Origin of the sequence: Pseudomonas sp. B3(2017) (assembly GCF_002113595.1) — a bacterium.
GTDB lineage: Bacteria > Pseudomonadota > Gammaproteobacteria > Pseudomonadales > Pseudomonadaceae > Aquipseudomonas > Aquipseudomonas ekonensis.
In genome coordinates this window covers 86,459-111,869 of the sequence record NZ_NEIU01000013.1, presented here as the reverse complement: position 1 = coordinate 111,869, position 25,411 = coordinate 86,459, and the positions used below count along the sequence as shown (strand labels likewise).

Sequence of the window (25,411 nt, the reverse complement as noted above, 5' to 3'; positions counted from 1 at the left end):
GGGGCACATTCGATGTCTCAGCAGAAAGACGATGCCCCGAGTGGCCGACACAACGATGCTCCGATAGTCCTGGACCTGTCGCTGTTCGACGCCATCACTGATGCGTCGCCCAATACGGTTCTGGTCATCGATGAGCGCGGCATCATCCAGGCGGCAAGCCACTCGGTGCTGCATAACTTCAATTTCGCCCAAGTGGAGTTACTTGGGCAAAATCTCTCGGTCTTGCTGCCCGAAGCCTACAACCAGCGCCAGCCGACCTATCTTGAAAGTTTTCGCAATGCCAGCAGGCGCAGGGTCGTCGGCGGCGGGCGCGAGGTGCTGGGGCAGCGCAAAGACGGTTCCTATTTCCCCATGCAGTTCAACGTCAATGAATTCCAGCTGGGGGGACAACGCGCCTTCGTCGGCGTCTGCTACGACATCAGCGAACGCCATCGATTGACCAAGCGAATCACCCAATTGGCCACTTACGATGACCTGACCGGGTGCATCAATCGCCATCAGTTTGTGGAAATGCTGGAAAAAGCCTTGGGCAATTGCCAGCAGACCAACGGTCGATTGGGTTTGCTCTTCATTGATTTGGACGGATTCAAGAACATCAACGACAGCTACGGCCACGGAGTGGGTGATCGCCTGCTCAAACAGGTCGCCGAACGTTTGCGCCTGGCTTTGAGGGGCGGCGATATTTTGGGGCGAGTCGGTGGTGACGAGTTCGTGGCGTTCCTGTTGCTGAACGATGGCGACAAGGCCGAGCAGATCGCAGACCGCTTGATCAAAAGTCTCCAGCAGTTGTTCGACATCGATGGTGTGCCGCTGTTGGTCTCGGCCAGCATCGGGATCAGTCTGTTTCCCGAGCATGGCCGATCGGCGGACAAACTGATCAACGCGGCGGATATCGCGATGTACCGGGGCAAGTCCGACGGGGGCGGCGAAGTACGTATTTTCAGCCATGAGATGCGTGAGGAAAACGAGCGCAACTATCGACTGGTCTCTTGTTTGCGCGAAGCGCTTGAGCTTGGGCAATTCGAACTGCACTACCAATTGCAGTTCGATACGCGAACCTTCCTGCCTTCAGGCCTGGAGGCGCTTATTCGCTGGCACCATGGCGATACACTGTTTGCACCCGGCCAGTTCATAGCCATCGCGCAGAAATATCGCCTGATGCCCGCCATTACCCGTTGGGTCATTCGTCAGGCGTGCGTCGATAACGCCTGGCTGATCAAGTCGGGCATTCTGGATGTGCCGGTAGCGGTGAATGTTTGTGTGGATTCGTTCGTCGACGAGCAGTTCGTAGAGGTGATACAGCAAATGATCAAGGAGACCGGACTGCCACCCGAGAGACTGGTCCTGGAAATCACCGAAGACGTGGCCATGACGGGCGCGGAGCAGGCCATGCGCAATTCGCTGGCGTTTCGCCGCTCGGGCATTCGCCTGGCGATGGACGACTTTGGCACGGGGTATTCATCCCTTGGCCGCTTGCGTAGCCTTCAGTTCCACAAGTTGAAAATCGATCGATCCTTCGTGGCGATGCTGCCTGGCAGTACCGCCGATCAGGAGATCGTGCGCGCCATTCTCAGCATTGCCCGTGCATTGGGCATGCAGGCAATTGCCGAAGGTATCGAAACCCGCGAGCAACTGGCGTTCCTGCAGGCCGAAGGATGTCACGAAGGGCAGGGGTACTGGTTCGCCAGACCCATGCCGTTGGAGGCACTCATTACTTGGGTCGAAGGGCGGATTCAGTAACAGAAGGGCATTTCAGGGGAACCGTAGGCAAGCCGTTTGCGGGGACGTAGCGCTCAAACCGGGCTCTGGTGCTGGACAGCTGTGTGGGATGGGCCACTGAGTGGCCCTTCGTGAAATGGCTGAAAAGATGCGAAAACGATCCAGGGGGAAAGAATAGGATTCCTGAATGCCAGAAACGACAAAGCCCTGAATAATCAGGGCTTTGTCGTATAGAAGATGGCGGAGGCGATGGGATTCGAACTCATGGACCTGTTACAGTCGACGGTTTTCAAGACCGTTGCCTTAAACCACTCGGCCACACCTCCGTTTGCATTGCGGGCGCCATAATACCTGAATGAAACACACTGTCAAACTCTGTACATGGCTTGTTGCAGAGCGTCTGTTATCATCTTTGCGACTGAACGTTTCAAACCAACAGGAGTGTCGCCATGCGCGAACAGGATTACGCAGTTCACAACGGCGTGCAGGCCGAGCAGCTAGAAGTTAGCCGCGTCCTGCGCAACACCTACGGCCTTCTGGCGCTCACCCTCGCATTCAGTGGCGTGATGGCGTTCGTGGCCCAGCAGATGCGCGTCGGCTACCCGAACATCTTCGTGGTGCTGATCGGTTTCTACGGGTTGTTCTTCCTCACCAACAAGCTTCGCGATTCGGCCTGGGGCCTGGTGTCGGCGTTTGCCCTGACCGGTTTCATGGGCTTCCTGCTCGGCCCGATCCTCAACCGTTACCTGGGCATGCAGGGCGGCGCCGAAGTGGTCAGCTCCGCGTTCGCGATGACGGCCCTGGTGTTCGGCGGCCTGTCGGCCTACGTGCTGATCACCCGCAAGGACATGAGCTTCCTGGGCGGCTTCATCACCGCCGGTTTCTTCGTGCTGCTGGGTGCGACGCTGGCCAGCTTCTTCTTCCAGATCAGCGGCCTGCAACTGGCGATCAGCGCAGGTTTCGTGCTGTTCTCGTCGGTCTGCATCCTGTTCCAGACCAGTGCGATCATCCACGGTGGTGAGCGCAACTACATCATGGCCACCATCAGCCTGTATGTATCGATCTACAACCTGTTCGTCAGCCTGCTGCAACTGTTCGGCATTCTGGGCCGCGACGACTGATCGGTTATCGCGCAACCCTAAAAAAACCCGCTTCGGCGGGTTTTTTGTTGCCTGTGAAAACGCGCAGGCGTTATCAGTTGATGACGATGCTGCCGTCGGTGTGCTGCCGGTAGACCGTGTAAGGCAACAGCAGGGTGTCCAGCACCCCGGACGCCGCCGCATCGATCACTACGCCGAGCGGCGCGTTGCTGTGGTTGAAGGCATCGACGCCGTCTCCCAGTTGGGCGTTCAACTGGCAGAAATCGAATGCCACGCCGCTGTAGATCCGCGGTACGGCCCCGCAATAGGTTTTCTTGTCCTTGAGGTAGTCCACGGACGTCTGGTCGGAACGCGCCACGGTCTGCACCGTTCCGCAGCCGGTGAGCGTCAACGCCGCCAGCGCCATTGCCAAGACTTTCATGCCGCATTCCTTCGCCTGAAAAACATCAATCTACGCTGATCCCGTCGGTAAAGCACTCAGTTCATCGGCGGCAATCGACGTTTCACTGGGGTTTTCTTGACGATGGCGGTATTGGTTTCCGCCAGGGTGTTGAGCCGGTCGAGCAGGGTGTCCAGCTGCTCCATCGAGCGTACGTGCAGGCGGGCGATGAAGCAGTCCTCGCCGGTGACCTTGTCGCACTCGGTGAATTCGGGGATCGACAGGATCTGCCGCTCCACTTCCTGCAACTGCCCCGGCAGCGGCCGCACCCGGACGATGGCCTGCAACTGGTAGCCGAAGCACTTCGGGTCGATCTCCACGGTGTAGCCCTTGAGCACGCCGCGCTCTTCCAGCCGTTTCAGCCGCTCGGCGACGCTGGGGGAGGAGAGGCCGCTGATCTGCGCCAGGGCCTTGAGCGAGCGGCGCGAGTCCTCCATCAAGGCGCCGATGAGGATCTGGTCGATGTCGTCGGTCATGGTGCGGTTCCTGATTAGGCGGTGGAGGGCATCCACCCTCGATAAAAAAGGCGGATCTTGAGTTTAGCCTTCTTTTTGCGCTGGAGAGATGTCGGCGTGGCTTGGCATACTTTGGCCACAACACAGGAGATTTGAAATGGACAAGACCCTGCGCCGCGGCTCACTCGAAATGACCGCCGCCATGCTGATTTCCGGGACGATCGGCTGGTTCGTGCTGGTGTCCGGGCAACCGGTGCTGGACGTGGTGTTCTGGCGCTGCGTGTTCGGCGCCGGCACCTTGCTGCTGATCTGCGCCGCGTTCGGCTTTCTGCGGCCGGGCATCCTGACCCGCACCACCTTCCTGCTGGCGGTGCTCAGCGGACTGGCGATCGTCGGCAACTGGGTGCTGCTGTTCGCTTCCTACTCGCGGGCCTCGATCGCCATCGGCACGGCGGTGTACAACGTCCAGCCGTTCATGCTGGTGGGGCTGGCGGCGCTGTTCCTGGGCGAGAAGATCACGCTGCAGAAGCTGCTCTGGCTGGCGGTCTCGTTCATGGGCATGTTGGCCATCGTCAGTGCCCACGGCGGGCAGGGCGAAAGCGGCAACGACTATCTGACGGGCATCGCCCTGGCGCTGGGCGCGGCGTTTCTCTATGCCATCGCCGCGTTGATCATCAAGCGCCTCACCGGCACGCCGCCGCACTTGATCGCGTTGATCCAGGTCTGCACCGGCGTATTGGCGCTGGCGCCGTTCGCGCACTTTTCCGCGCTGCCCCAGACGCCGAACGCGTGGGCCAGCCTGGTGACGCTGGGTATCGTCCACACCGGGCTGATGTATGTGCTGCTGTACGGCGCGATCCAGAAACTGCCGACCGCGTTGACCGGCGCCCTGTCGTTCATCTACCCGATTGCGGCGATCTTCGTCGATTGGGTTGCCTTCGGCCATCGCCTGGAGACCCTGCAATGGGTGGGGGTGGCGGCGATTCTGCTGGCCGCCGCCGGCATGCAGCAGGGTTGGGGCCTGAAGTCGCGGCGCCTGGCCGCACAGTAGTCCTCAACGGTTCCAGCGCGGGGCGGATGTCGCCAGGCGCTGGCGCATGTCGCCGATGTTGGCCGCCAGTTGCCGGGTCAGCAGCCGGTAGCCGTCCAGCGGGCTGTAGACCGGTGCGTCGAGGCTCGCGTCCGGCAGCGCCATCGGCCGTCCCAGGCGTTGGACAGCGCCGGACTTCAGCGCCCGGGCCATGCCGACCAACTGCACGCGGACATGCCGGTGTTCGGCCTTCAGCGCCGCTTGCAGATGGGCCATGGCATGCGGGTCGTTGGCGTCCGGCCGGGTGTTGCCGAGGATCTCCAGGGTGCTGATGCACAGGCGCAGGTTGCGCTGGATCGCATCCAGTTCGGTCATCGACACGTTCACTTCCTTGGACACCGACGGCATCAGCGAGCGCAGCTGCACCATCGCCGCGTTCAAACGGTTCATCAGCTTCAGGTGTTCGTCGGCGTTGACCGGCTGGCCGCCGATGATCCGTCCGTAGACCGTCGCGCAGTCGCGCAAGGCGTCGGCCAGGTTGTAGCGCCACGAATACACCGCGTACAGCGGCAAGGCGAAGGAAAAGGCCAGGGCCAGGGCGATGCCGATCAGGATGTCGACCCCGCGCCACAGCCCGTCGGTGATGGGGTTGTCGCCGTGGCCGGCGACAATGAAAACGGTGATGGCCGAGAGCAGGGCGGTGTAGCCGCCCTTGCCGATGGCGTGATAGGAGAAGAAGCCGCAGACCACGGCCATGGCGAAGTAGGTCAGCCACGGCAGGCCGAGCCAGGCCTGCTGCGCCACCAGCGCCAGGCCCACGCCGGCGCCGATCAGGGTGCCGGTGGCGCGTTCGGCGGCTTTCTTGCCGATGTTGCCGTGGTGCTGCAAACCGCCGATCACCACCAGCATGGTCACCGACGCCCATTCGCCGTGGGGCAGGTTGATGCCGGTGGTCAGTGCGATGGTCGCCAGCAGCCCCAGCGCCACCCGCACGGCATGGATCAGCCGGGCATGCCGGTAGCGCCGGTACGGATCCAGCAGCGGCCGCAGGATCCGCCGCAGCAGCGGCGGCCAGCGGTGAGGGCTGAAGGTGCTCAGCGGCGTTCGCTCCTCAGAAGATGTAGTCGGTGGCGATGAAGTTCGAGTCCCGCCCGCGGATGATCTCGCTGATCAGATCCTTATTGTTGTCCTGGAACTTGGTCGCCACCAGGGTGCGGATCGAAAACACCCGCAATGCGTCGTGCACCGACAGCGTGCCTTCGGCGGAGTTTTTCCGGCCGTTGAACGGGTAGGTGTCCGGGCCGCGCTGGCACTGGGCGTTGAGGTTGATGCGGCCGACCTGGTTGGCGAAGGTGTCCACGAGCCGGCCGATCGCCACCGGGTTGGTGCCGAAGAGGCTCAACTGCTGGCCGAAGTCCGATTCCAGCACATAGTCGATCACCGTATCGAGGTGGCGGTACGGCACGATCGGCACCACCGGGCCGAACTGCTCTTCCTGATAGACGCGCATCTGCGGCGTCACCGGGTACAGCACCGCCGGGTAGAAGAACGACGCGCGGGCCTCGCCGCCGTTGGGGTTGACCACCGCCGCACCCTTGCTCACCGCGTCGGCCACCAGGCCGTGCAGGTAATCGACCTTGCCCGACTCCGGCACCGGCGTCAGCGCCACGCCGCTGTCCCACGGCATGCCGGGTTTGAGGCTGGCCAGTTTGGCGTTGAATTTCTCGATGAAGCGATCGACCACGTCTTCATGGACGAAGAGGATTTTCAGCGCCGTGCAGCGCTGGCCGTTGAACGACAGGGAGCCGGTGACCGCTTCGCTGACCGCGTTGTCCAGGTCCACCTCCGGCAGGACGATGCCGGGGTTCTTCGCGTCCAGGCCCAGGGCCGCGCGCAGGCGGTGCGGCTTGGGGTGCAGCTTCTTCAGGTCGCTGGCGGCCTTGTTGGTGCCGATGAAGGCGAAGATGTCGATCTTGCCGCTGGCCATCAGGGCGCTGACGGTCTCGCGGCCGCTGCCGTAGATCACGTTGATCACGCCGGTCGGGAAGCTGTCGCGGAACGCCTCCAGCAGCGGACGGATCAGCAGCACGCCGAGCTTGGCAGGCTTGAACACCACGGTGTTGCCCATGATCAGCGCCGGGATCAGCGTGGTGAAGGTCTCGTTCAGCGGGTAGTTGTAGGGGCCCATGCACAACGCGACGCCCAGCGGCACGCGGCGGATCTGACCGAGGGTGTCCTGTTCCAGCTCGAAGCGGCTGGAGCGGCGGTCGAGCTCCTTCAGGGCGTTGATGGTGTCGACGATGTAGTCGCAGGTACGGTCGAATTCCTTTTCCGAATCCTTGAGGTTCTTGCCGATCTCCCACATCAGCAGCTTCACCACCGCGTCGCGCTGCTGGCGCATGCGGCCCAGGAACGCCTCGACGTGCTGGATGCGCTCGGCCACCCGCATGGTCGGCCACAGGCCCTGGCCCCGGTCATAGGCACGCACGGCGGCGTCGAGGGCGGTGAGGGCGGTGTCGGCGTCCAGCAGCGGCGTGCTGCCGAGGATCACCTGTTCGTCGCCGTTGTCGCCGTGTAGGTACACCGGGCTGCGCACGGTGGCGAGAGGGCCGTCCCAGCGGCGCAGCTCGCCGTCGACCAGGTACTCGCGCTGCTCGGTCTGGCCGTCGAGGCGGTATTTATCCGGGATGTCGCTGACAGATGGGAACAGGTTGCCAAGGATGTTTGCTGAGGTCATGTCACTACCCTGTAGATGATGTCGGCGTACGGATTGGAAAAGGCTTCAGTGGTTATACGCCTGAACGGCCCCGGAGTTAAACCCGTGCGGGTCAGGCAAAGGCGCGAAACAGAGCCGGTTGCTCGCGATGGCGGTGTGTCAGGGACTTGGCGGCTGGCTGACCTGACGCCATCGCGGGCAAGCCCGCTCCCACAAGGTTCTCTGTCGTTCACAAGTGTTGTATGCGCCGCATAGCCTGTGGGAGCGGGCTCGCCCGCGATAGCGCCGGTCAGGGCGCTGCAAGGCAAATGCCGTTCGCGCAACAGCGCCATGGCCCCGGATGCCCCCTCGCTGGCCCGCAATGCCCTCAACCCCCGCGCGGCGCTGGCTTAAGGTTGACCCTGCCTTGACCACAACAACAAAGGTGCCGCCGCCATGGGCGCGGTGCCAAACGCGAGGATTGCCATGGGGGCCGCCCGATTCCTGCTTCCGCTGCTGCTGGCCGTTGCCGTGGGGGGCTGCGGCGATGACGCCAAGGCGCCTGCCGCCGCCGGCATCGCCAGCACCGCCACGCCCGCCGACCCGGCACTGGCGCAGATCTACGCCAACAGCTGCCAGCTCTGCCACGCCAACCCCGCCGCCAACGCGCCGCTGACCGGCGACCGCAAGGCCTGGGAGCCGCGCATCCGGCAGGGCGGCGACACGCTGCTCGACCACGCCATCAACGGCTACAACGGCATGCCGCCGATGGGCCAGTGCGTAGAGTGCTCGGAAGAGCAATTCCTGCAACTGATCGGCTTCATGGCCGACCAACCGATCCCACAGTAAGGGTGCCCGCATGACGATGGATCTGACACGGCGTCAGTTGTTGCAACGGGCGAGCATCGTCGGCGCGTTCAGCGCGCTGGCCGCGAACCCGGCATTGGGCCAGTTGATGCGCGCGCCACGGCTGATTCCCTGGCGCAACTGGTCCGGCGGGCAGAGCTGCCTGCCGGCGGCGCGGCTGGCGCCCAAGAACCTGGACGAGTTGAGCCAGGCCATCCGCCAGGCGCCGGGCAAGATCCGGCCGGTGGGCTCGGCGCATTCCTTCAGCGCGCTGGTGCCCACCGACGGCACGCTGCTGTCGCTGAGCTACTTCAACGGCCTGCTCGGCCACGACCCGAACACCCTGCAGGCCGAGTTCGCCGCCGGCACGCCGATGTCGCGCATGGGCCAGCCGCTCAAGGACATCGGCCAGGCCCTGCACAACATGGCCGACATCGACTACCAGACCCTGGCCGGGGCGATTTCGACCTCGACCCACGGCACCGGCAAAACCTTCCAGTCCTATTCCGCCCACGTCTGCGGGCTGCAACTGGTGAGCGCCGACGGCGGGGTGCTGGACTGCGACAGCCAGCGCCACCCCGAGGTGTTCAACGCCGCCCGCGTCTCACTCGGCGCCCTCGGCGTGGCCACGAAGATCCGTCTGCAGAACCGTCCGGCCTACCGCCTGCGCGAGCGCCAGTGGATCGCCAAGACCGAAGAGCTGCTGGAGGACATCGACAAGAACACCTCGGAAAACCAGCACTGGGAAATGCTCGTGGTCACCCATTCCGACTACGCCTTGTCCATCGCCCTCAACGAAACCAGCGACCCGGCCACGCCGCCGATCAGCCCCGAAGAGGAGGGCGGCAACGAGTTCGTGACCCTGATCGAGAAGCTCGACAAGTACGGCAGCGATTTCCCCGAGCTGCGCAGCTCGCTGCTCAACAGCCTGCGCCACCTGGCCAGTTTCGATGACCGGGTGGGCGACTCGTTCGACATCTACGCCAACGTGCGCACCGTGCGCTTCAACGAGATGGAGTACTCGGTGCCGGCGGAACACGGGCCGGCCTGCCTGCGCGAGATCCTCAAGCTGATCCGCGACAAGGACCTGCGCACCTGGTTTCCCATCGAGTACCGCTACGTCAAGGCCGACGACATCCCGCTGAGCATGTTCGAGGGCCGCGACAGCTGTTCGATCTCGGTGCATCAGCATTACCAGATGGATCACCACAACTTCTTCGCCGCCGTCGAACCGATCTTCTGGAAGTACAACGGCCGGCCGCACTGGGGCAAATTGCACACGCTCAACGCCCGCACGCTGCAGCCGCTGTACCCGCGCTGGCGCGAGTTCATCGACGTGCGCCAGGCGCTGGATCCGCAGGGCAAGTTCCTCAATGCCCATCTGTCGTCGATTCTGGGGGTGAACTGATGGCCGTCGGCCGACGCAATTTCCTGCTGGGCACCTTGGGTGTCGGCGTGCTGCTGGTCGGCGTGGGCGCGTGGTTGCGGCCCGGTGACCGCGGCGGGCCCTACAACGACTATTTCCGCGAACTGAACCGCGAACTCAAGGCCCGCGGGCCGATGCGCCCGGTGATGCTGATCGACCTGGACCGGCTGGACCACAACATCGACGTGGTGGTGCGTTCGGTCAAACGGGCGGGCAAGCACCTGCGGCTGGTGGAGAAATCCCTGCCGTCGCCGGGGCTGCTGAGCTACATCGCCCAGCGTGCAGGCACCCAGCGGCTGATGTCGTTCCACCAGCCGTTCCTCAACCATGACGCGGTGACGTTCCCGCAGTCCGACATCCTGCTGGGCAAGCCGTTGCCGGTGCGTTCCGCCGAGCTGTTCTACCAGACCCACCAAGGCCCGTTCGATCCGTCGAAGCAACTGCAATGGCTGCTCGACGGCCCCGAACGTCTGCAGCAGTACCTGGCGCTGGCCAAAGGGCTGGGCACGCGGATGCAGGTCAACATCGAGCTGGATGTGGGCCTGCACCGGGGCGGGGTCGGCGACCTGGAAACGCTGGGGCAGATGCTCACGCTGATCGCCGCCAACCCGCAGCATCTGACGTTCGCAGGGTTCATGGGCTACGACCCGTTCGTGGGCATGGGCGTGCCGGGGATCCTCGGCTCGCCGGAGGAACTGTTCGCCAAGGTGATGGCGATCTATCAGCGCTGCGTGGATTTCACCCGCCAGCGCTTCCCGGCCCTGTGGCACGACGGCCTGTGCCTGAACACCGCCGGCAGCCCGAGCTACCGCATGCACGAAAACGAAACCCTGAGCACCGAGGTGTCGGTGGGCACGGCGATGCTCAAACCGACCCACTACGACCTGCCGTCGCTGGTCGAGCACGAACCCGCCGCCTACATCGCCACGCCTGTGCTGAAAAGCACCGGCGCGGTGAACATCCCAGCGCTGGACGACAAGTCGAAGCTGTTCTCCTGGTGGGACACCAACCAGCGCCAGACTTTCTTCATCTACGGCGGCAACTGGATGGCCGAGTTCGAATCGCCGCCGGGGCTGCAAAGCAACGGCGTCTACGGGCGCAGTTCCAATCAGGAGATGGTCAACGGCTCCAGCGCCGTGGGGTTGAACGTGGAGGACCAGGTCTTCCTGCGCCCGACCCAGACCGAGGCGGTGCTGCTGCAGTTCGGCGATTTGCTGGCGGTGCGCGGCGGCAAGATCGTCGACACCTGGCCGGTGTACGGCTGACATCCTTTCACCATTCCCCCTAGCAGGCGCGAGCCTGCTCGCGAAAGCGTCCTGCCGTCCGCTGGCAAGACGCTTTCGGGGCGGGCGCCACGCCCTTGCTTCCGTCCTGCGGTGCCTTGGCCGGCGCCATCGCCAGCAGGCTGGCGCCCACATTTGATGGGTGCACGTCTCTTCGGTAATGAAGCTTTTGTGACAAAAGTTCGGTAGCACATCGCCAGTCCGGTCATGCCTATGTAACGCGCTTGAGGGGCCCTTCGGGGCGGTCATCGCAAGCCGAGGCGGGACGCCGGGAGTGAGGCAATGGGGACTATGGAACGCTACTCGAAAGTGGGCATGCAGGAACTCGATCAACGCCTGTCGAAGATCGTCGAGGCCGCGCGCAAGAAGCCGGTGTCGGTGTACCGCTACGGTGCGCCGTGGGTCTGGATCGTGTCGCAGGACGACTGGCAGGGCGCCTTGAAGGAGGTCTCCAGCTACATTCCGCCGGGCCATTCGCTGGTGTTGCTGCGCCCGCAGATCGATGACCTGCTCGCCGAGCACCGCGACCTCCTGCATGAACTAAATGCCGAGCCCGGCAGGGTCATTCCCGCGCAGACCGTCATGCACATCCTGCTCCTGCAACTGCTGTATTCGGTGCCCAGCGAGCAGCAGCTGTTCGAGCAGCTCAACTACAACCTGCTGTTCCGCTGGTTCGTGGGCCTTGGCCTGAACCAGAAGGTCTGGAGCTTCAACACCCTCAGCCGTGACACCGCCACGCTGCTCAACAACCCGCGTGCGGTGCAGCTCATCCAGAAAGTCATCGGCGAAGTGTTCTGCGGCGCGCTGCTGCAGATGCCCGAGTTCTCGTTGAATTTCGCCCTGCTGCACACGTGGCTGGGCAAGCACGCCGGGACGCCAGCCGCCAGCAATTGACCGACGCAGCACACAAGGCGCTTTCGCGCCGTAGACCATCGCGAATTCAGGGGAATGGTGTGGAACGGATTTTCAAGTCACGGCTGGCGCTGTGGGGCTGGCTGCTGGTGACGGCCGGCGCGCAGCCTGCGATCGCCGAAGAGGGCGCCGCGCCGCAGCGTCTGGTGGACGTCAACGAATACTTCGTGCGCGGCAACACCGTGCTCGACGCGCGGGCCATCGAAGAGGCGGTGTATCCGTTCCTCGGCCCGCAAAAGGCCCTGAGCGACATCGAAGGCGCGCGGGACGCCTTGCAGAAGGCCTATCAGGACCGCGGCTACCAATCGGTGTTCGTCGAATTGCCGGAGCAGGCGGTGGCCGACGGCATCGTCTACCTGCAGGTCAGCGAGACCAAGGTCGGCCGGGTGCGGGTGGTCGGCGCCAAGCATTACTCGCCGCTGGACATCCGCGACAACGTCCCGGCGCTCAAGGAAGGCGAGGTGCCGGACTTCGCCAAGGTGCAGGGCGAACTGGCGCAACTGAACAAGACGCCGGGCCGCCAGGTCATGCCGCTGGTGCGCGAAGGCCAGCGCCCCGGCACGATGGACGTGGACCTGCAGGTCGAAGACCAGAACCCGTGGACCGCCAGCGTCGGCCTGAACAACGACTACAGCGCCGACACCGAAAAGCTCCGGGCTGTCACCAGTCTGGGTTACAACAACCTTTGGCAGCTCGGTCACAGCCTCAGCCTGACGTACTTCACCGCACCCCAGGACACCGACAACGCCAAGGTCTGGTCGGCGTCCTACACCGCGCCGCTGAACGACCGCTGGAGCGTGCAGTTCTCCGGCTACCAGTCCGACAGCAACGTCGCCACCCTCGGCGGCAGCAACGTGCTGGGCAAGGGCCACTCCTACGGGGTGTCGGCGATCTACACACTGCCGTCCAGCGGCAGTTGGTCGAACTCGCTGTCGGCGGGCATCGACTTCAAGGACTTCGACGAACGCCTGACCCTGGCCGGCGACAGCGACAAGGTGCCGCTCAAGTACGCGCCGTTCACCTTCGCCTACAACGGCTACCGCTACACCGAAAAGAGCCAGCTGGGCCTTGGCCTGAGCCTGGTGGCCGCCACCCGCAGCATTTTCGGCTACGGCAGCTCCGACGAAGAGTTCGACTACAAACGCTACCGCGCCAAGCCGAGCTTCGCGGTGGTCAAGGGCGACACGAATTTCACCTGGACCTTCGACAACGACTGGCAGAGCGCAAGCAAGGCCGCGTTCCAGCTCGCGTCCGGGCCGCTGGTCTCCAACGAACAGTTCTCCGCCGGCGGCGCGACCTCGGTGCGCGGCTACCTGGCGGCCGAACGCACCGCCGACGACGGCTTCCTGCTCAGCCAGGAGCTGCGCACCCCGTCGCTGGCCAAGTTCGTCGGCGGCTGGATGCAGGACTGGCGCTTCTACGCCTTCGCCGAAGGCGCGCAACTGTACCTGCGCGACGAGCTGCCGGACCAGGACGCCGACTACGCCCTGGCCAGCGTCGGCCTCGGCACCCGCGCCAGCCTTAGCAAATGGCTGTCCGGCAGCCTCGACTGGGGCTACCCGCTACTCGAAGGGCCGAACACCTCGAAACAGGAATCGCGCCTGCATTTCAACCTTCAGGCCACTTTCTAACAGGAGCACTTTCCATGCAGCGCCTTTTCCTATCGTTGTTGATCTGCCTGGGCTTCGTGCTCCCGGCCACGGCCCAGGCCTGGTGGCAGGACGACTGGCACTACCGCAAGCAGATCGCCGTGGACACCACGCCCCAGGGCGCAGGCATCCCGCAGGCCCTGGGCCGTACCGCGCTGCTGGTGCGCCTGCACACCGGCAACTTCACCTTCGACGGCGTGAAGGAGGACGGCTCGGATCTGCGCTTCGTGGCCGCCGACGACAAGACTGTGCTCAACCACCAGATCGAAAGCTTCGATGCGCTGATGGGCATGGCGTTGGTCTGGGTCGATGTGCCGAATGTCGAGGGCGGCCAGCGCCAAGACATCTGGATGTACTACGGCAACCCGAAGGCCCCGGCCACCGGCAACGGTCAGCTGACGTTCGATCCGAACTACACCGCGCTCTATCACTTCGACGGCGCCACCGGCACGCCGGCCAAGGACACCACCGCCTACGGCAACACCGCCCAGAGCGCCACCGGCGCAAGCATCGACGGCGTGGTGGGGCGCGCCTTGCAGTTCAGCGGCCAGCCGCTGCTGTTGCCGGCCAGCCCGTCGCTGCAGCACAGCGCCGGCAGCGCGTTCACTTTCAGTGCCTGGCTGCGGCTGGATCAGGCCAACGGCGAGCAGTTGATCCTGGCCCGCCGCGAGGGCGCCGCCAGCCTGCTGGTGGGGGTCAATCAGGGTGTGCCGTTCGTGGAGATCGACGGCCAGCGCGCCGTCGCCGGCCAGGCGCTGAGCCCTGGCCAATGGCAACATCTGGCGGTGACCGCCGAGGGCGGCAAGACCGCGCTGTACGTCAACGGCCGCGAGAACGTCGCGCTGGCGCAAGCGATGCCGGCGTTCAACTCGGCCATGGCCATCGGCGCCGACCTTGCCGCCGGCCCGTACTTGCCGTTCGCGGGCGCCATCGACGAGCTGCGCCTGTCCAAGGTCGCGCGCCCGGCGGCGTTGCTGCTGGCCGACGCCACCGCCCAGGGCGCCGAGTCGAAACTGGTCGCCTACGGTGTCGATGAAGAACAGTCCGGCTTCGGCTTCGGCAGCCTGGGCTTTTTGCTCAACGCGGTGCCGGCGGACGCCTGGGTGATCATCGCGGTGCTGGTGCTGATGATGTTCCAGTCGTGGATCATCATGATCCGCAAGAACCGCACCCTGGGCCGCGTCACTGCCGCCAACGAAGATTTCCGCGTGCAGTTCGCCAAGGTCGGCACGCGCCTGGAGATGTTCGCCGACGACACTCAGCTCGCCCAGCGACTGCAGCATTCGCCGTTGTGGCGCCTGTACCTGGTGGCCGTGAAAGAGATCCGCACCCGCCGCGAGCAGGGCGCCGACACCTCGTCGGTGTCGGCGGCCACCATCGAGGCCATCCGTTGCTCCATGGACGGCGTGCGCACCCGTGAGAACCAGGCCCTGAGCGCCAAGCTCTCGACCCTGTCCAACGCCATCGCCGGCGGCCCGTACATCGGCCTGCTCGGCACCGTGCTGGGGATCATGGTGGTGTTCCTCGGCACGGCCATGGCCGGTGACGTCAACATCAACGCCATCGCGCCGGGCATGGCCGCCGCGCTGCTCGCCACCGCCATGGGCCTGTTCGTCGCGATCCCGGCGCTGTTCGGCTACAACCGGCTGATCACCCGCAACAAGGAAGTCAGCGCCGACATGCGCGTGTTCGTCGACGAGTTCATCACCCGTCTGGCGGAGATGCACGGCGAAGGCCAGTCCAGTGAGGCGGCGCAGGTGCGCGGCCATCACGTCAACCACTCCGTACCGGCCTGAGGAGCACTGACATGGCGTCCGTAAATGCCTCCCACGACGATGACGAAGACGCAGCGGTGGACAGCATCAACATCACCCCGCTGGTGGACGTGCTGATGGTGGTGCTGGTGATGTTCATCCTCACCGCCACCGCCCAGGTGTCCGGGATCCAGATCAACCTGCCCAAGGCCAGCGCGGCGGTGTCGCTGTCCGAGGCCAAGACCAAGGCGATTTCGGTCAACGACGGCGGCCAGGTGTTCCTCGACGCCTACCCGGTGACCCTGGTGGAGCTGGAGGAGCGCCTGCGCATCGAGAAGGCGCAGAACCCGGACTTCCCGGTGATCGTGCGCGGCGACGCCACGGTGCAATACCAGAAAGTCATCGAGGTGCTGGACCTGTTGCGCCGGCTCGAACTGTCCCAGGTCGGTCTCGTCACCGGCAAACCGAGCCAGGGCTGAGCCATGACCGCACACAACCCGATCGAGCCGTTGCCGGTGAAGAAGGCCTCGCCGCTGCGCTACGTGAAGTGGGGCGCGGGGCTGATCGTCGGCGCGCTCGCGGCATATTTGCTGTGGCAGTGGGCCAACGACATGAGCGGCATCCGCCGCGAAGCGCCGAAGGTGCCGACCATCATTCCGTTGCCGCCACCGCCGCCACCGCCCCCGGAAAAGCCGCCGGAGCCGGAGCAGCCGGTGGAGGAAAAAGTCGTCGAGCCGGAGCCGACCCCCGAGCCGCAAGAGGTCAAGCCCGAGGAGGAAGCGCCGCCGTCGCCGGCGGACGACCTGGCCAACCCGATGCAGATCGACGGCGACGCCCAGGCCGGCAGCGACGCCTTCAACATCGGCGCGGGCAAGGGCGGCGGCATGGCCGGGGCCGGCGGCGGGCGCCTGGGCAACGGCACGTACAGCCAGTTCCTGGCGTTCACCTTCCAGAAGCTGCTGCGCGAGAACCCCGACCTGCGCAACCTGGCGTTTTCGCTGCAGGCCGATGTGTGGCTCAGCGGCGCCGGCGAAATCACCCGGGTGGAATTGACGAAGTCCAGCGGCAAACCGGACATCGACGCCCAGGTGCTGGCGGCGCTGCGTGCCGCGCCGGCCCTGAGCGAACGGCCGCCGGCCTCCATCACATTGCCTGTGCGCCTGTCCCTGCAGGGACGGCGTCCGGGCTGACCGAATTACTCAAGATTTGCCAAAAGGAGTTGTGTGCAGATGATTTCCCACGTGAACCGGTTGTCCCTGGCGGTCGGCATGGTCGTCGCGACCCTGGTCGGTCAGGCCGCGGCAGCGCCCGCGCCTTCGGAGAACGCCACGATCAACCTGATCCGCTTGCTGGTCGAGCAGGGCATCCTCAAGCAGGACAAGGCCGACGCGCTGATCGCCCAGGCCCAGAACGAGGCCGCCCAGGCGAAGCAGGCCGCCGCCTCGGCCGCCGTGGCGGCAGGCCCGGTCGCCGCGCCGGGGGACGTGCGCGTGCAGTACGTGCCGGCCGCGGTGCGCGACCAGATCCGCGATCAGGTCAAGGCCGAGGTCATGGCCACCGCCAAGCAAGAGAACTGGGCCCAGCCCAACACCTTTCCGGAGTGGGTCGCGCGCATCAGTTTCGACGGCGACATCCGCCTGCGCGACGAGTCGCGCTACTACTCGGGCAGCAACAGCAACGAGATCGTCGACTTCGCCAAGCTCAACAACAACGGCCCGTACGACGTGAACCCCAACAGCAGCACCAACCTGCCGCCGTTGCTCAACACCCGCGAGGACCGCGAGAACCTGTTCCGCCTGCGCGCCCGGTTGGGCATGAAGGCCGAGATCGCGCCGCAGTGGACCGCCGGCGTACGCATCGGCACCGGTTCGGACAACAACCCGGTGTCCACCACCCAGAACCTGGGCGGCGGCTTCGCCAAGAAAGACATCTGGCTCGACCAGGGTTACCTGACCTGGAAACCGTCGGATGAGCTGACCCTGACCGGCGGACGTTTCGCCAACCCGTTCATGTCCACCGACATGCTGTATTCCAACGACCTGAACTTCGATGGCATAGCGGCGATCTTCGACCGCAAGCTCAGCCGCGACTGGGGCGTGTTCGGCACCGTCGGCGCGTTCCCGGTGGACTACACCAACGACACCACCACCAGCAACGGCTTCGACAAGGAAGAAAGCGACAACAAGTGGCTGTACGGCGCGCAGATCGGCGCCAAGTGGGCGATCAACAGCGACAACCGGCTCAAGGGCGCGTTGGCGTACTACCGCTTCGACGACATCGAAGGCCAACGCTCCAGCCCTTGCCGGCCATGGGCCGGGGAACCGGGCTGCGACAGCGACGGCACCCGCGCCGCGTTCATGCAGAAGGGCAACAGCGTGTTCCTGCTGCGCGACATCACGCCCAACCCGCTCAACCCGGCGGGCACGCCGCAGCCGCAGTTCGTCGGCCTGGCGTCGGAGTTCAACCTGCTGGACCTGAACCTGGTCTGGGACGCGGATCTGCCGCAGGACTTCAAGCTGCGCGGCCAAGGCAACTACATCCACAACCTGGGCTACGACGAAGGCGACATGCGTAAGCGCTCGGCCGGGCAGATCGTCAACAACCTGGGCAGCGACGGCCAGATCAAGAGCGGCGCCAACGCCTGGATGGTGCAGTTCACCCTCGGCAACGCGCTGGACCTGAAGAAGCAAGGCGACTGGAACCTGTTCGCCGGCTACAAGTACATCCAGCCGGACGCCTTGCCGGACGGCTTCAACGATTCCTCGTTCCACCTGGGCGGCACCAACGCCAAGGGCTACATCCTGGGCGGCAACTACGGGCTGGCCAAGAACGTCTACGCCACCGGCCGCTGGATGAGCACCGAGGCGGTGTACGGCGCGCCGTTCGACATCGATGTCATGCAGCTTGAGATCAACACGCGCTTCTGAGGCGCCGGGAGAGGGTAATGGACACGCGTTTTCTGTGGCTCGGTCTGGGCCTGTTGGTCGCCACCGGCGCGAGCGCCGAAGGCATGGAGGAGCGCCTGCGCACCCAACTGCGCAGCACCGCCCAGCAATTGCAGGCCCTGCAGAGCCAGCAGGCCCAGGCCAGCGCCGCGCAGTTGGCGGCGCAGAACGAGGCCAAGGCGGCGCAGGCGCAGATCAATCAATTGACCGCCGAACTGGCCAAGGCCAAGGGCGTCGCCGAGCAGTTGGCCGGCCAGCAGCAGAGCCTGCACAGCCAGGCTCAGGCTCAGGTGGCCGCCAGCAACGAGCAGGTCGGCAAGTTCAAGAAGGCCTATGACGAGCTGCTGGCCATGGCCCGTGCCAAAGAGGCGGAACGGTCTAAGCTTCAGGCGCAATTGGCCGAACGTGACACACAAGTGCAGCAATGTTCGGTCAAGAATCAGCAGATGTACGGCGTCGCCAAGGAGATCCTCACCGCCTACGAAAACATCGATGTGGCCCAGGTGATGAAGATCCGTCAGCCCTTCGCGGGCAGCGCCCGGGTCAAGTTCGACGAACTGGCCCAGGGCTTCGGCGACGAGCTCTACAAGACCCATTTCGATGCGCCGAAAACGGCGCTCGCCCAGTGATTTGACAAGGAAGCGACCATGACTCAATTGATCAGCCACGTGACCCCGGCCTCGTTGACCGAAGTGCTGCAAGCCGCCGGTTACCGGGTCAACCGGACCGAACAGAACGGCATCGTCCAGTTGCTCAGCGCAAGCCAAGGCATCGGCTACGCGGTGCGTTTCGGCAACCCGGCGCCGGAGGCCGGCGGTTTCGTGGACTTCACCTTTAGTTGCGCGCTGCGGGTGCAGGGCGAGCTGCCGGCCGGGGTGGCCGAGCAGTGGAACGCCTCGCGCCGCTTCGCAAGGCTGTCGTTGCAGGGTGAATTCCTGGTGATGGAAATGGACGTGGTGGTGGCGGCGGGCGTCAGCGCGGCGCACCTGCGCGGCAACCTGGAACTGTGGGACCGCCTGCTTCAGGAATTCATCGTGTACCTGCGTGATTTCAGCCAGCAGGCTGCCGCGCCGGCGGTGAACGCCGAAGCGGCCGCGCAAGAGGAAGCCGTGCTGTGAAAAAGCCTGCCATGGTGATGGGCGCCGCGACGGTGGCGCTGCTGGTGGTGGCCGTGGCGTTGGCGGTGCGGCCGGGCAGCGACCCGGTCGCCGCTCAGCAGCCGGCGCCGTCGATGCAGGCCGAGGCGGGGCCAGCGCTGGCCCGCCTGGGCAATCAGCAGGTGTCGCCGCAGGAGGTGCAGGCGCTGTTGGCCAGCCTGCCGCCGGCGTCCCGCGCACAGCTGCAAGGCAACCGCGAGGCGCTGGAGCGCTGGATCCGTTCGCGGCTGGCCGAAAAGGCCGTGCTGGAGCAGGCGGACGCTCAGGGTTGGGCGCAGCGTCCCGACGTCGCCCGGCAGACCCGCGCGGCCACCGAGCAGATCGTGTTCCGCGACTACTTGCGGTCGGTCAGCGAGGTGCCGGCGGACTACCCGAGCGCCGCCGAACTGCAGCAGGCCTACGAGGCCGGCAAGGCCGACTGGGTGACCCCGGCGCTGTACCGGGTCAGCCAGATTTTCCTCGGCGTGGGCGATCCGCAGAACCTCGACGCCGTGCGCAAGCAGGCGTCGGAGCTGAGCAAGAAAGCCCAGGCCGCGCCGGGGGAGTTCGCCGCCTTGGCCGGCCAGTATTCCCAGGACCGCACCACGGCCGAGCGGGGCGGCGACAGCGGCCTGCAACCGTTGCAGCAACTGGTGCCGGAGGTGCGTGGCGCGGTGGCGCGGCTGAAGGTCGGCTCGGTGTCGGAGCCGGTGCAGAGCGCGGCGGGCTTTCACGTGATCAAGCTCACCGAACTGCAGCCGGCCCGCACCGCGACCCTGGACGAGCTGCGTGACCAACTGACCCAGGCCCTGCGCGCCCGGCGCCAGGAGCAGATCGCCCAGGCGTACCTGGACGGCATGCTCAACACCGCGACGCTGAGCATCGACGGGGCTGAACTCAACAAGGTGCTGGAGGGAAAACGGTAATTCGGATCCACCGCTGAACCTTGTGGGCACTGGCTTGTCGGCGATGGCTGCGTGTCAGTCACCAGACAGGTTGGATCGGCCGACCGCATCGCTGGCAAGCCAGCGCCCACGAAGGACGAGTGCACAGGCAAACAACAAAGATCGACAGGGAGTCATCGATGTCATTCACCGAACCCGCAGGACGACAGGGCAGCCCCGAATACCGCTGGCCGCAGGACAAGGAGGAACCCTGGCAGGCCCGGGCCGCCGCCCTCGACGGCGACGTGGCGCAATACTTCCTGGTAAGCGCCCGCTGCGGTTGCTTCATGCAGGCGGCCCGCAGCCTCAACGTGCGTTCGACCTTGCTGCGCAAGCAACTGGCGCAGTTGGAGCAGCAACTGCAATGCGCGCTGTTCAGCTTCCAGGGCAGCGCCCTGAGCCTGACCCGCGAAGGCCAGCAGTTGCAGGCGCGGCTGATCGCCCTGGCCCATGAGCGGAAGCTGCCGGTGGTCGAGCAGCCGCTGGTGCGCCTGGCCGTGGCCGAGTCGATCCTGCACGACATCCTGGGCCGCGACCTGATCGCGCTTTTGCGACGCAACGCCAGCGTGCGCCTGGAGATCATTTCGGTGGACAGCGAACTGGCGCTGCGGGCAGTGAGCGCCGACGTGGTGCTGTGGCTGGCCCCCGGCGACAGTCCCCATCCCGGCCCGACCTTCGCCACCGACGAACCGCAACGCCTGGCGACCCTGGACTACCTGCCGCACATCGCCAAGCGCTATTCGCGGGTGACGGCGCGCCCGGACACCCTCGACGACCTGGCCGACTTCATGCTGGTGCAGTGGCGTCACGACCGTCAGATCGACGGTTTTCGCCCCTGGAACAACCTGGTCGAACAACGCCTGGCCGGGGTGGTGCAGATGCAGTCCTATGAGCTGATGCTGGAGATGATCCGTTGCAGCGCCTGCATCGGCCTGCTGCCGATGTACATGGGCCGCTTCGACCGGGGCCTGGTGGCGTTGCCGGGGCTGTTCGACGAGCCGATGCGGTTGCAGGCGTGGCTGGCGGTGAATGCCGAGTCGCAGGCATCGGCCGAGGTGCAGGCGTTGGCCGGACTGATCCGCCACACGTTCAGCGAGCGGCAGGAATGGTTCGAATAGCCTGACGCTGGATCACATGATGGGTGGCGGATTAGAGTGAACCGCCATGCAACCGATCCAGGAGGGATCCACCATGCCTGACAACGTCGCCATCCACCTCGAACGCTTCAACGAATCCCACGTCGAGGGTGTCACCGCGCTCTACAACGATCCGGCCGTGGGTCGGCAGGTGCTGCAGATGCCGTTTCAGTCCAGCGAGGTCTGGCGCCAGCGGCTGCTGGCGGACAACGAACGGGCGGTGAAGCTGGTGGCGCTGCACCAGGGCGCGGTGATCGGCAACCTGGGGCTTGAAGCGTACTCGCGGATGCGCCGCAGCCATGCCGCCAGTTTCGGCATGGCCGTCGCCTTGGCGTGGCAGGGCAAGGGCGTCGGTTCCCGGCTGCTGGCGGCGGCGCTGGACGTCGCCGACAACTGGATGAACCTGCACCGGGTCGAGCTCACCGTGTACGCCGACAACGACGCCGCCATCGGCCTGTACCGCAAGTTCGGCTTCGAGACCGAGGGGCTGTTGCGTGACTACGCCGTGCGCGACGGGCAATGGGTCGACACCCTGAGCATGGCCCGCCTGCGCCCGCGCCCCAAGGCGTGAATCAGTCGTCCAGGGCGAACGCCACCGCCGCCTGCGCATGCAGCGCGGTGGTGTCGAGCAGGGGCAGGGCGCTGTGCTCGGGCTTGATCAGCAGGCCGATTTCCGTGCAGCCGAGGATGATCGCCTGGGCGCCCCGGGCGGTCAGGGATTCGATCACCCGCTGATAGGTCTGCCGTGACGTTTCGCTGATCACGCCGACACAAAGCTCTTCGTAGATGATCCGGTGCACCGCACGGCGTTCGGCCTCGTCCGGCACCAGCACGTTCAGGCCCTGGGCGTGCAGCCGCTGCTTGAGGAAGTCCTGCTCCATGGTGAACGCCGTGCCGAGCAGGCCGACGGTGTTGGCGCCGATCTCCAGGGCCGCATGGGCGGCGGGTTCGGCGATGTGCAGGAACGGAATGCCGATGGCGGCCTGGATCGGCTCGGCCACCTTGTGCATGGTGTTGGTGCACAGCACCACGCATTCGGCGCCGCCGGCCTCCAGCCGGCGTGCGGCATCCACCAGGATCGCCGCCGCGTCGTCCCAGCGCCCGGCGTGCTGGGCCTGCTCGACCGGACCGAAATCCACGCTGTGCATCAGCAGCTGCGCAGACCGCAGCGGCCCGAGCCGGTCACGGACCTGCTGGTTGATGAGGCGATAGTATTCGGCGCTGGATTCCCAGCTCATGCCGCCGATCAGGCCGATGGTGCGCATTGGATGTCCTCAGGCTGTGGCCTGCGCGGATGCGCCAGGCCTGAGGGGAGTTTCCGGCGGTTCGGCGGCGGATGCCAGCGCAAATCAACTGTAGCGCCCATTCAGTTGCAAAGTGTTGCGCAGCGTCATCCGCCCCGAAGCGGTTTCCCGCCGCACGCCGGGCTTACGGTGTCACAGCTTGATCGGCCGGATCGTAGGAAAACGATGAATCGACGCCTGGCGTGGAGGGCGGCGTCAGCCGGATGATCGGCACGAGGATCTTCGGGTCGGTCGAGTTGTAGAAGTCCCTTTGGTTGTACTGGGCCTCGGCCAGTCCGGCATCGCTTCCGCCGTAGATGTAGAAGAACGCCATGAGCGGGAACTTGTTCGGCGGGAAGCTCTGGGCGCACGACTTGGCAGGGTCTGCCGACAGCGGGTCGCACCAGGTCTTGATCAGGATTTCATTGTGTTCGTTGACCCCGGACACGTTGGCGAGCGCTCTGGCCCGGATGGACTGATAGAACGCCGGGCCCGCGAGTTGGTTGCGGTCATCCGATATGTCGAAGCCGCACTGGCGCTGGTTCCGGTTGCCGCCGGCGATCGACCACACGTCATACCACTGCTCCGCCGTGGTCACGCCGGCGTTGTGGCAGAGCTGGCTCTGTTGGGGATAGTCGGGGTGGGCCACGCAGACCTCCGTCGCCGACCGGGTCCAGGTCCAGGCGTCGTAAGGGTAGGAGCACAGGTAATCCAGGTCATACTTGTCGGCCGGTGCTTCGAAAATCGGATAGACGATGAATCCGTTGCCGTGCCCCCAGGCCAGGCGTCCGAAATTGGCATCGGCCCGCAGATAGGAAAACGAGACGCCACCGTTCTTCACCGAGTTGGGGCTCGGATCCCAGACCTTGTACTGATTGTTGGGATCCTTGACCGTCACCCGCAGCGTCACCCCCGAGCAGAGGAACGCCGGCTGCGAGTCGGAGTTGAAGCAGTTGGGGAATTTCCGGCCGTAGAGCGTCTTCAACTGCGTGACGATGGCCGGGCCGTCGAGCACCTGGGTGCCGCTGCCGCTGCCGCTGGCGCTGACGTTGACGGTCGCCGGCGGCTGCGTCGCGACTTGCGAGCAACCGGCCAGCAGGACGAACAAGAAGATTCCGATGGCTTTGCGCATGACGTGCTCCTTCGCCCGGTCGGGCACTTTGGTGTTTCGTGTGGCGCGTCCCTAGATCGTCACCCGCAGATACCAGGAAAAGATGATCGGCTCGCTGGTGCCGGTACGGTGCAGGGTGTAGTTGAACAGGCCGGTCTTGCCCCGGTTGTTGCTGATCCAGGCGGGGGGGACGGCGACGTCGGTGTACTGCGGCTGGGTGATGCCGAACTCGTCGCTGTGGTGGCGGATGGTGCCCACCGTCAGAGAGATGCGCACCTTGTGGCTCCCTTCCAGAGGAGGGTAGTAGGCGCGCAGGTTTGTCTTGTTGGCGTTGAGAGTCGGTTCACCCAGCAGGTGCTTTTGCGCGGTGACGTTGATGTCTAGGTTTCTCGACGGTATGTCTGGCTGGGTGCCCGGCAACCGCACGGTATACGAGATTTTCGCGCTGTTGGCGATGCAGTCGACCACTTCCTCGCGGGGCACACGGAAGGTCAGGGTCTGGCCTGCGGTGGTGACGGTCTGGATTTCGCTGCCGAAGGTCGAGTTGCGCCCCACCCAGTACACTTTCACGGTCTGGCCCGGCGCCGATCCGGTGTAGTTCACCTCGACCGTGGCGTACTGGGCCTCGTAGAAGTCGCGCACGAAGTTCAGCACGGTTCCGTTGGCGTCCTTGGCCTCCAGCACTTTCGGCGGTCTGAGATCCAGTGCCGGCGTGCGGATGTGCACGTCGATCTCGGTGGTCGCGGACCAGATCGCCAACGGGCCTGAGGTGTTGCCGATCTGGTCGGTGACGCGGTACTTGAGCTGGAACCTGGGGTTGTCCTGCCAGAACGCCTCGGTGAACAGGGTGATCACCACGCTGCCGGCCGCCGCTTGGGCGGCCGTCACGGTGTGGGTGGTTTCACGGCCGTCGGCGCTCAAGGTGATGACATCGCGTTCGCGCAGGTGGATGTAGCGCAGGGTGACGGCCACGCCTTGCGCCGCGCGCGCGGCATCCACGCCGTTGGCGATGACATCCGCCGGCAGGGTCATGAGCAGGTTCGGGTTGTCGCCCGTGCCCGTGACTTCGCCGCCGGGGCGCGGGGTGTGGAAGAGCGCCACCAGCGGTTGCGAGGTTTCGGGGTCGGGTTGGCTGATGCGGGTGACCCGCAGGCTCAGGCGGTTGATCCCGTCGCGCAGGAGGGCGGCCGGCAGGTTCAGGTCGAAGCGCAGGTTTTCTTCACCCGGCTGAATGGTCTTGCTGACGGCGGCGGTGGCCGATTCATTGAGCAGCAGTTCGGCGAAGTCGCGCGGTGCCATGTTCAGCCACGGATCGCACGACACACGGAGTATGCCGTTACTGATGAGCGACAGCGCAATGCCGCCGTCGGGGGCCTCAGGATGAACCACCGGAACCGTCAGGCCGGGAATGGCGGGCCGGTCGATGACCAACGGCTGATTGTTGTTGTCTGGCGTGTTCATGGTCGCGCTCCTGTCGTGCCGATATCGCGTTGACGAGTCAGCGATATCAAACACCCGCAGGCGCGGCCGGGCACCTGTCAGATCTGA

At 65.1% G+C, this 25,411-nt stretch carries 24 protein-coding genes and 1 tRNA gene; 17 read left to right on the top strand and 8 right to left on the bottom strand.

The genetic code is table 11. From position 1 onward, the window contains the following. The first annotated feature begins 12 nt into the window (after positions 1-12). Positions 13-1,740 (top strand): bifunctional diguanylate cyclase/phosphodiesterase, encoded by a 1,728-nt coding sequence (locus CAG33_RS19135; RefSeq protein WP_085582404.1) that lies wholly within the window; start codon positions 13-15, stop codon positions 1,738-1,740. Between the two features lie 217 nt (positions 1,741-1,957). Here the strand turns inward: CAG33_RS19135 and CAG33_RS19130 are convergent. Further along, a tRNA-Ser gene (locus tag CAG33_RS19130) sits at positions 1,958-2,045 on the bottom strand. Between the two features lie 123 nt (positions 2,046-2,168). Between CAG33_RS19130 and CAG33_RS19125 the strand changes: the two genes are divergently transcribed. After that, complete coding sequence (locus CAG33_RS19125) at positions 2,169-2,840, top strand: Bax inhibitor-1/YccA family protein (protein ID WP_085582406.1); 672 nt, start codon at positions 2,169-2,171, stop codon at positions 2,838-2,840. Between the two features lie 73 nt (positions 2,841-2,913). Here the strand turns inward: CAG33_RS19125 and CAG33_RS19120 are convergent, their stop codons facing one another. Both CAG33_RS19120 and CAG33_RS19115 read right to left on the bottom strand, forming a co-directional pair. Further along, on the bottom strand, positions 2,914-3,240 hold the full coding sequence (locus CAG33_RS19120; RefSeq protein ID WP_085632802.1) for a YceK/YidQ family lipoprotein: 327 nt from the start codon (positions 3,238-3,240) through the stop codon (positions 2,914-2,916). A 56-nt stretch (positions 3,241-3,296) separates the two neighbouring features. Continuing rightward, entirely contained in the window at positions 3,297-3,734 is a 438-nt protein-coding gene (locus CAG33_RS19115) for an Lrp/AsnC family transcriptional regulator (protein WP_085582410.1), read from the bottom strand. A gap of 136 nt (positions 3,735-3,870) precedes the next feature. On the opposite strand from CAG33_RS19115, the gene CAG33_RS19110 reads away from it, so the two are divergent. Beyond that, positions 3,871-4,764, top strand: coding sequence for a DMT family transporter (locus CAG33_RS19110; protein ID WP_085640103.1), 894 nt, complete (start codon positions 3,871-3,873; stop codon positions 4,762-4,764). 3 nt (positions 4,765-4,767) lie between these two features. Here CAG33_RS19110 and CAG33_RS19105 read toward each other — a convergent pair whose 3' ends face one another. Continuing rightward, complete coding sequence (locus CAG33_RS19105; RefSeq protein WP_170930041.1) at positions 4,768-5,808, bottom strand: FUSC family protein; 1,041 nt, start codon at positions 5,806-5,808, stop codon at positions 4,768-4,770. 46 nt (positions 5,809-5,854) lie between these two features. Then, complete coding sequence (locus CAG33_RS19100; RefSeq protein WP_085640097.1) at positions 5,855-7,480, bottom strand: NADP-dependent glyceraldehyde-3-phosphate dehydrogenase; 1,626 nt, start codon at positions 7,478-7,480, stop codon at positions 5,855-5,857. 444 nt (positions 7,481-7,924) lie between these two features. Here CAG33_RS19100 and CAG33_RS19095 point away from each other — a divergent pair, with 444 nt between their 5' ends. The 14 genes from CAG33_RS19095 to CAG33_RS19030 all read left to right on the top strand — a co-directional run bounded on the left by CAG33_RS19095 (position 7,925) and on the right by CAG33_RS19030 (position 22,040). Continuing rightward, positions 7,925-8,287 (top strand): cytochrome c5 family protein, encoded by a 363-nt coding sequence (locus tag CAG33_RS19095; RefSeq protein ID WP_085582418.1) that lies wholly within the window; start codon positions 7,925-7,927, stop codon positions 8,285-8,287. Positions 8,288-8,363: 76 nt separating this feature from the next. Continuing rightward, positions 8,364-9,692: a D-arabinono-1,4-lactone oxidase gene (locus CAG33_RS19090; protein WP_170930040.1), complete on the top strand. Its 1,329-nt coding sequence runs from the start codon at positions 8,364-8,366 to the stop codon at positions 9,690-9,692. A gap of 74 nt (positions 9,693-9,766) precedes the next feature. Continuing rightward, the gene (locus tag CAG33_RS19085; protein WP_170930039.1) at positions 9,767-10,975 is read left to right on the top strand and encodes a DSD1 family PLP-dependent enzyme; all 1,209 of its coding nucleotides are present in this window, start codon (positions 9,767-9,769) and stop codon (positions 10,973-10,975) included. 300 nt (positions 10,976-11,275) lie between these two features. Continuing rightward, entirely contained in the window at positions 11,276-11,887 is a 612-nt protein-coding gene (locus CAG33_RS29075; RefSeq protein WP_085640087.1) for a transposase, read from the top strand. Between the two features lie 59 nt (positions 11,888-11,946). Continuing rightward, positions 11,947-13,536 carry a ShlB/FhaC/HecB family hemolysin secretion/activation protein gene (locus tag CAG33_RS19075; RefSeq protein ID WP_085640083.1) on the top strand — a complete coding sequence of 530 codons (1,590 nt, stop codon included), beginning with the start codon at positions 11,947-11,949 and terminating at the stop codon, positions 13,534-13,536. Between the two features lie 14 nt (positions 13,537-13,550). Continuing rightward, positions 13,551-15,350: a DUF2341 domain-containing protein gene (locus tag CAG33_RS19070; RefSeq protein WP_085582428.1), complete on the top strand. Its 1,800-nt coding sequence runs from the start codon at positions 13,551-13,553 to the stop codon at positions 15,348-15,350. 11 nt (positions 15,351-15,361) lie between these two features. Then, positions 15,362-15,787: a biopolymer transporter ExbD gene (locus CAG33_RS19065; protein ID WP_085640080.1), complete on the top strand. Its 426-nt coding sequence runs from the start codon at positions 15,362-15,364 to the stop codon at positions 15,785-15,787. Positions 15,788-15,790: 3 nt separating this feature from the next. Continuing rightward, positions 15,791-16,498, top strand: coding sequence for a TonB C-terminal domain-containing protein (locus CAG33_RS19060; protein WP_085582430.1), 708 nt, complete (start codon positions 15,791-15,793; stop codon positions 16,496-16,498). Between the two features lie 39 nt (positions 16,499-16,537). Next, positions 16,538-18,235: a putative porin gene (locus CAG33_RS19055; protein WP_085640077.1), complete on the top strand. Its 1,698-nt coding sequence runs from the start codon at positions 16,538-16,540 to the stop codon at positions 18,233-18,235. Between the two features lie 17 nt (positions 18,236-18,252). Beyond that, positions 18,253-18,882 carry a DNA repair protein gene (locus CAG33_RS19050; protein ID WP_085640074.1) on the top strand — a complete coding sequence of 210 codons (630 nt, stop codon included), beginning with the start codon at positions 18,253-18,255 and terminating at the stop codon, positions 18,880-18,882. Between the two features lie 18 nt (positions 18,883-18,900). Then, a complete protein-coding gene (locus CAG33_RS19045) occupies positions 18,901-19,371 on the top strand; it encodes a YbjN domain-containing protein (RefSeq protein ID WP_085582436.1) in 471 nt (156 codons plus the stop codon). Continuing rightward, on the top strand, positions 19,368-20,315 hold the full coding sequence (locus CAG33_RS19040; protein ID WP_085640070.1) for a peptidylprolyl isomerase: 948 nt from the start codon (positions 19,368-19,370) through the stop codon (positions 20,313-20,315). The genes CAG33_RS19045 and CAG33_RS19040 overlap by 4 nt, the downstream gene beginning before the upstream one ends. 158 nt (positions 20,316-20,473) lie before the next feature. After that, a complete protein-coding gene (locus tag CAG33_RS19035; protein WP_085582440.1) occupies positions 20,474-21,451 on the top strand; it encodes a LysR family transcriptional regulator in 978 nt (325 codons plus the stop codon). Between the two features lie 73 nt (positions 21,452-21,524). Beyond that, on the top strand, positions 21,525-22,040 hold the full coding sequence (locus CAG33_RS19030) for a GNAT family N-acetyltransferase (RefSeq protein ID WP_085582442.1): 516 nt from the start codon (positions 21,525-21,527) through the stop codon (positions 22,038-22,040). 1 nt (position 22,041) lies between these two features. On the opposite strand, the gene CAG33_RS19025 is transcribed toward CAG33_RS19030, so the two are convergent. The 3 genes from CAG33_RS19025 to CAG33_RS19015 form a co-directional block, all read right to left on the bottom strand. Then, on the bottom strand, positions 22,042-22,734 hold the full coding sequence (locus CAG33_RS19025) for an aspartate/glutamate racemase family protein (RefSeq protein ID WP_085640067.1): 693 nt from the start codon (positions 22,732-22,734) through the stop codon (positions 22,042-22,044). A 163-nt stretch (positions 22,735-22,897) separates the two neighbouring features. Continuing rightward, positions 22,898-23,884: a halovibrin HvnC gene (locus CAG33_RS19020; protein ID WP_085640064.1), complete on the bottom strand. Its 987-nt coding sequence runs from the start codon at positions 23,882-23,884 to the stop codon at positions 22,898-22,900. A 51-nt stretch (positions 23,885-23,935) separates the two neighbouring features. Further along, entirely contained in the window at positions 23,936-25,324 is a 1,389-nt protein-coding gene (locus CAG33_RS19015) for a hypothetical protein (protein ID WP_085582448.1), read from the bottom strand. Between the last annotated feature and the right edge of the window lie 87 nt (positions 25,325-25,411).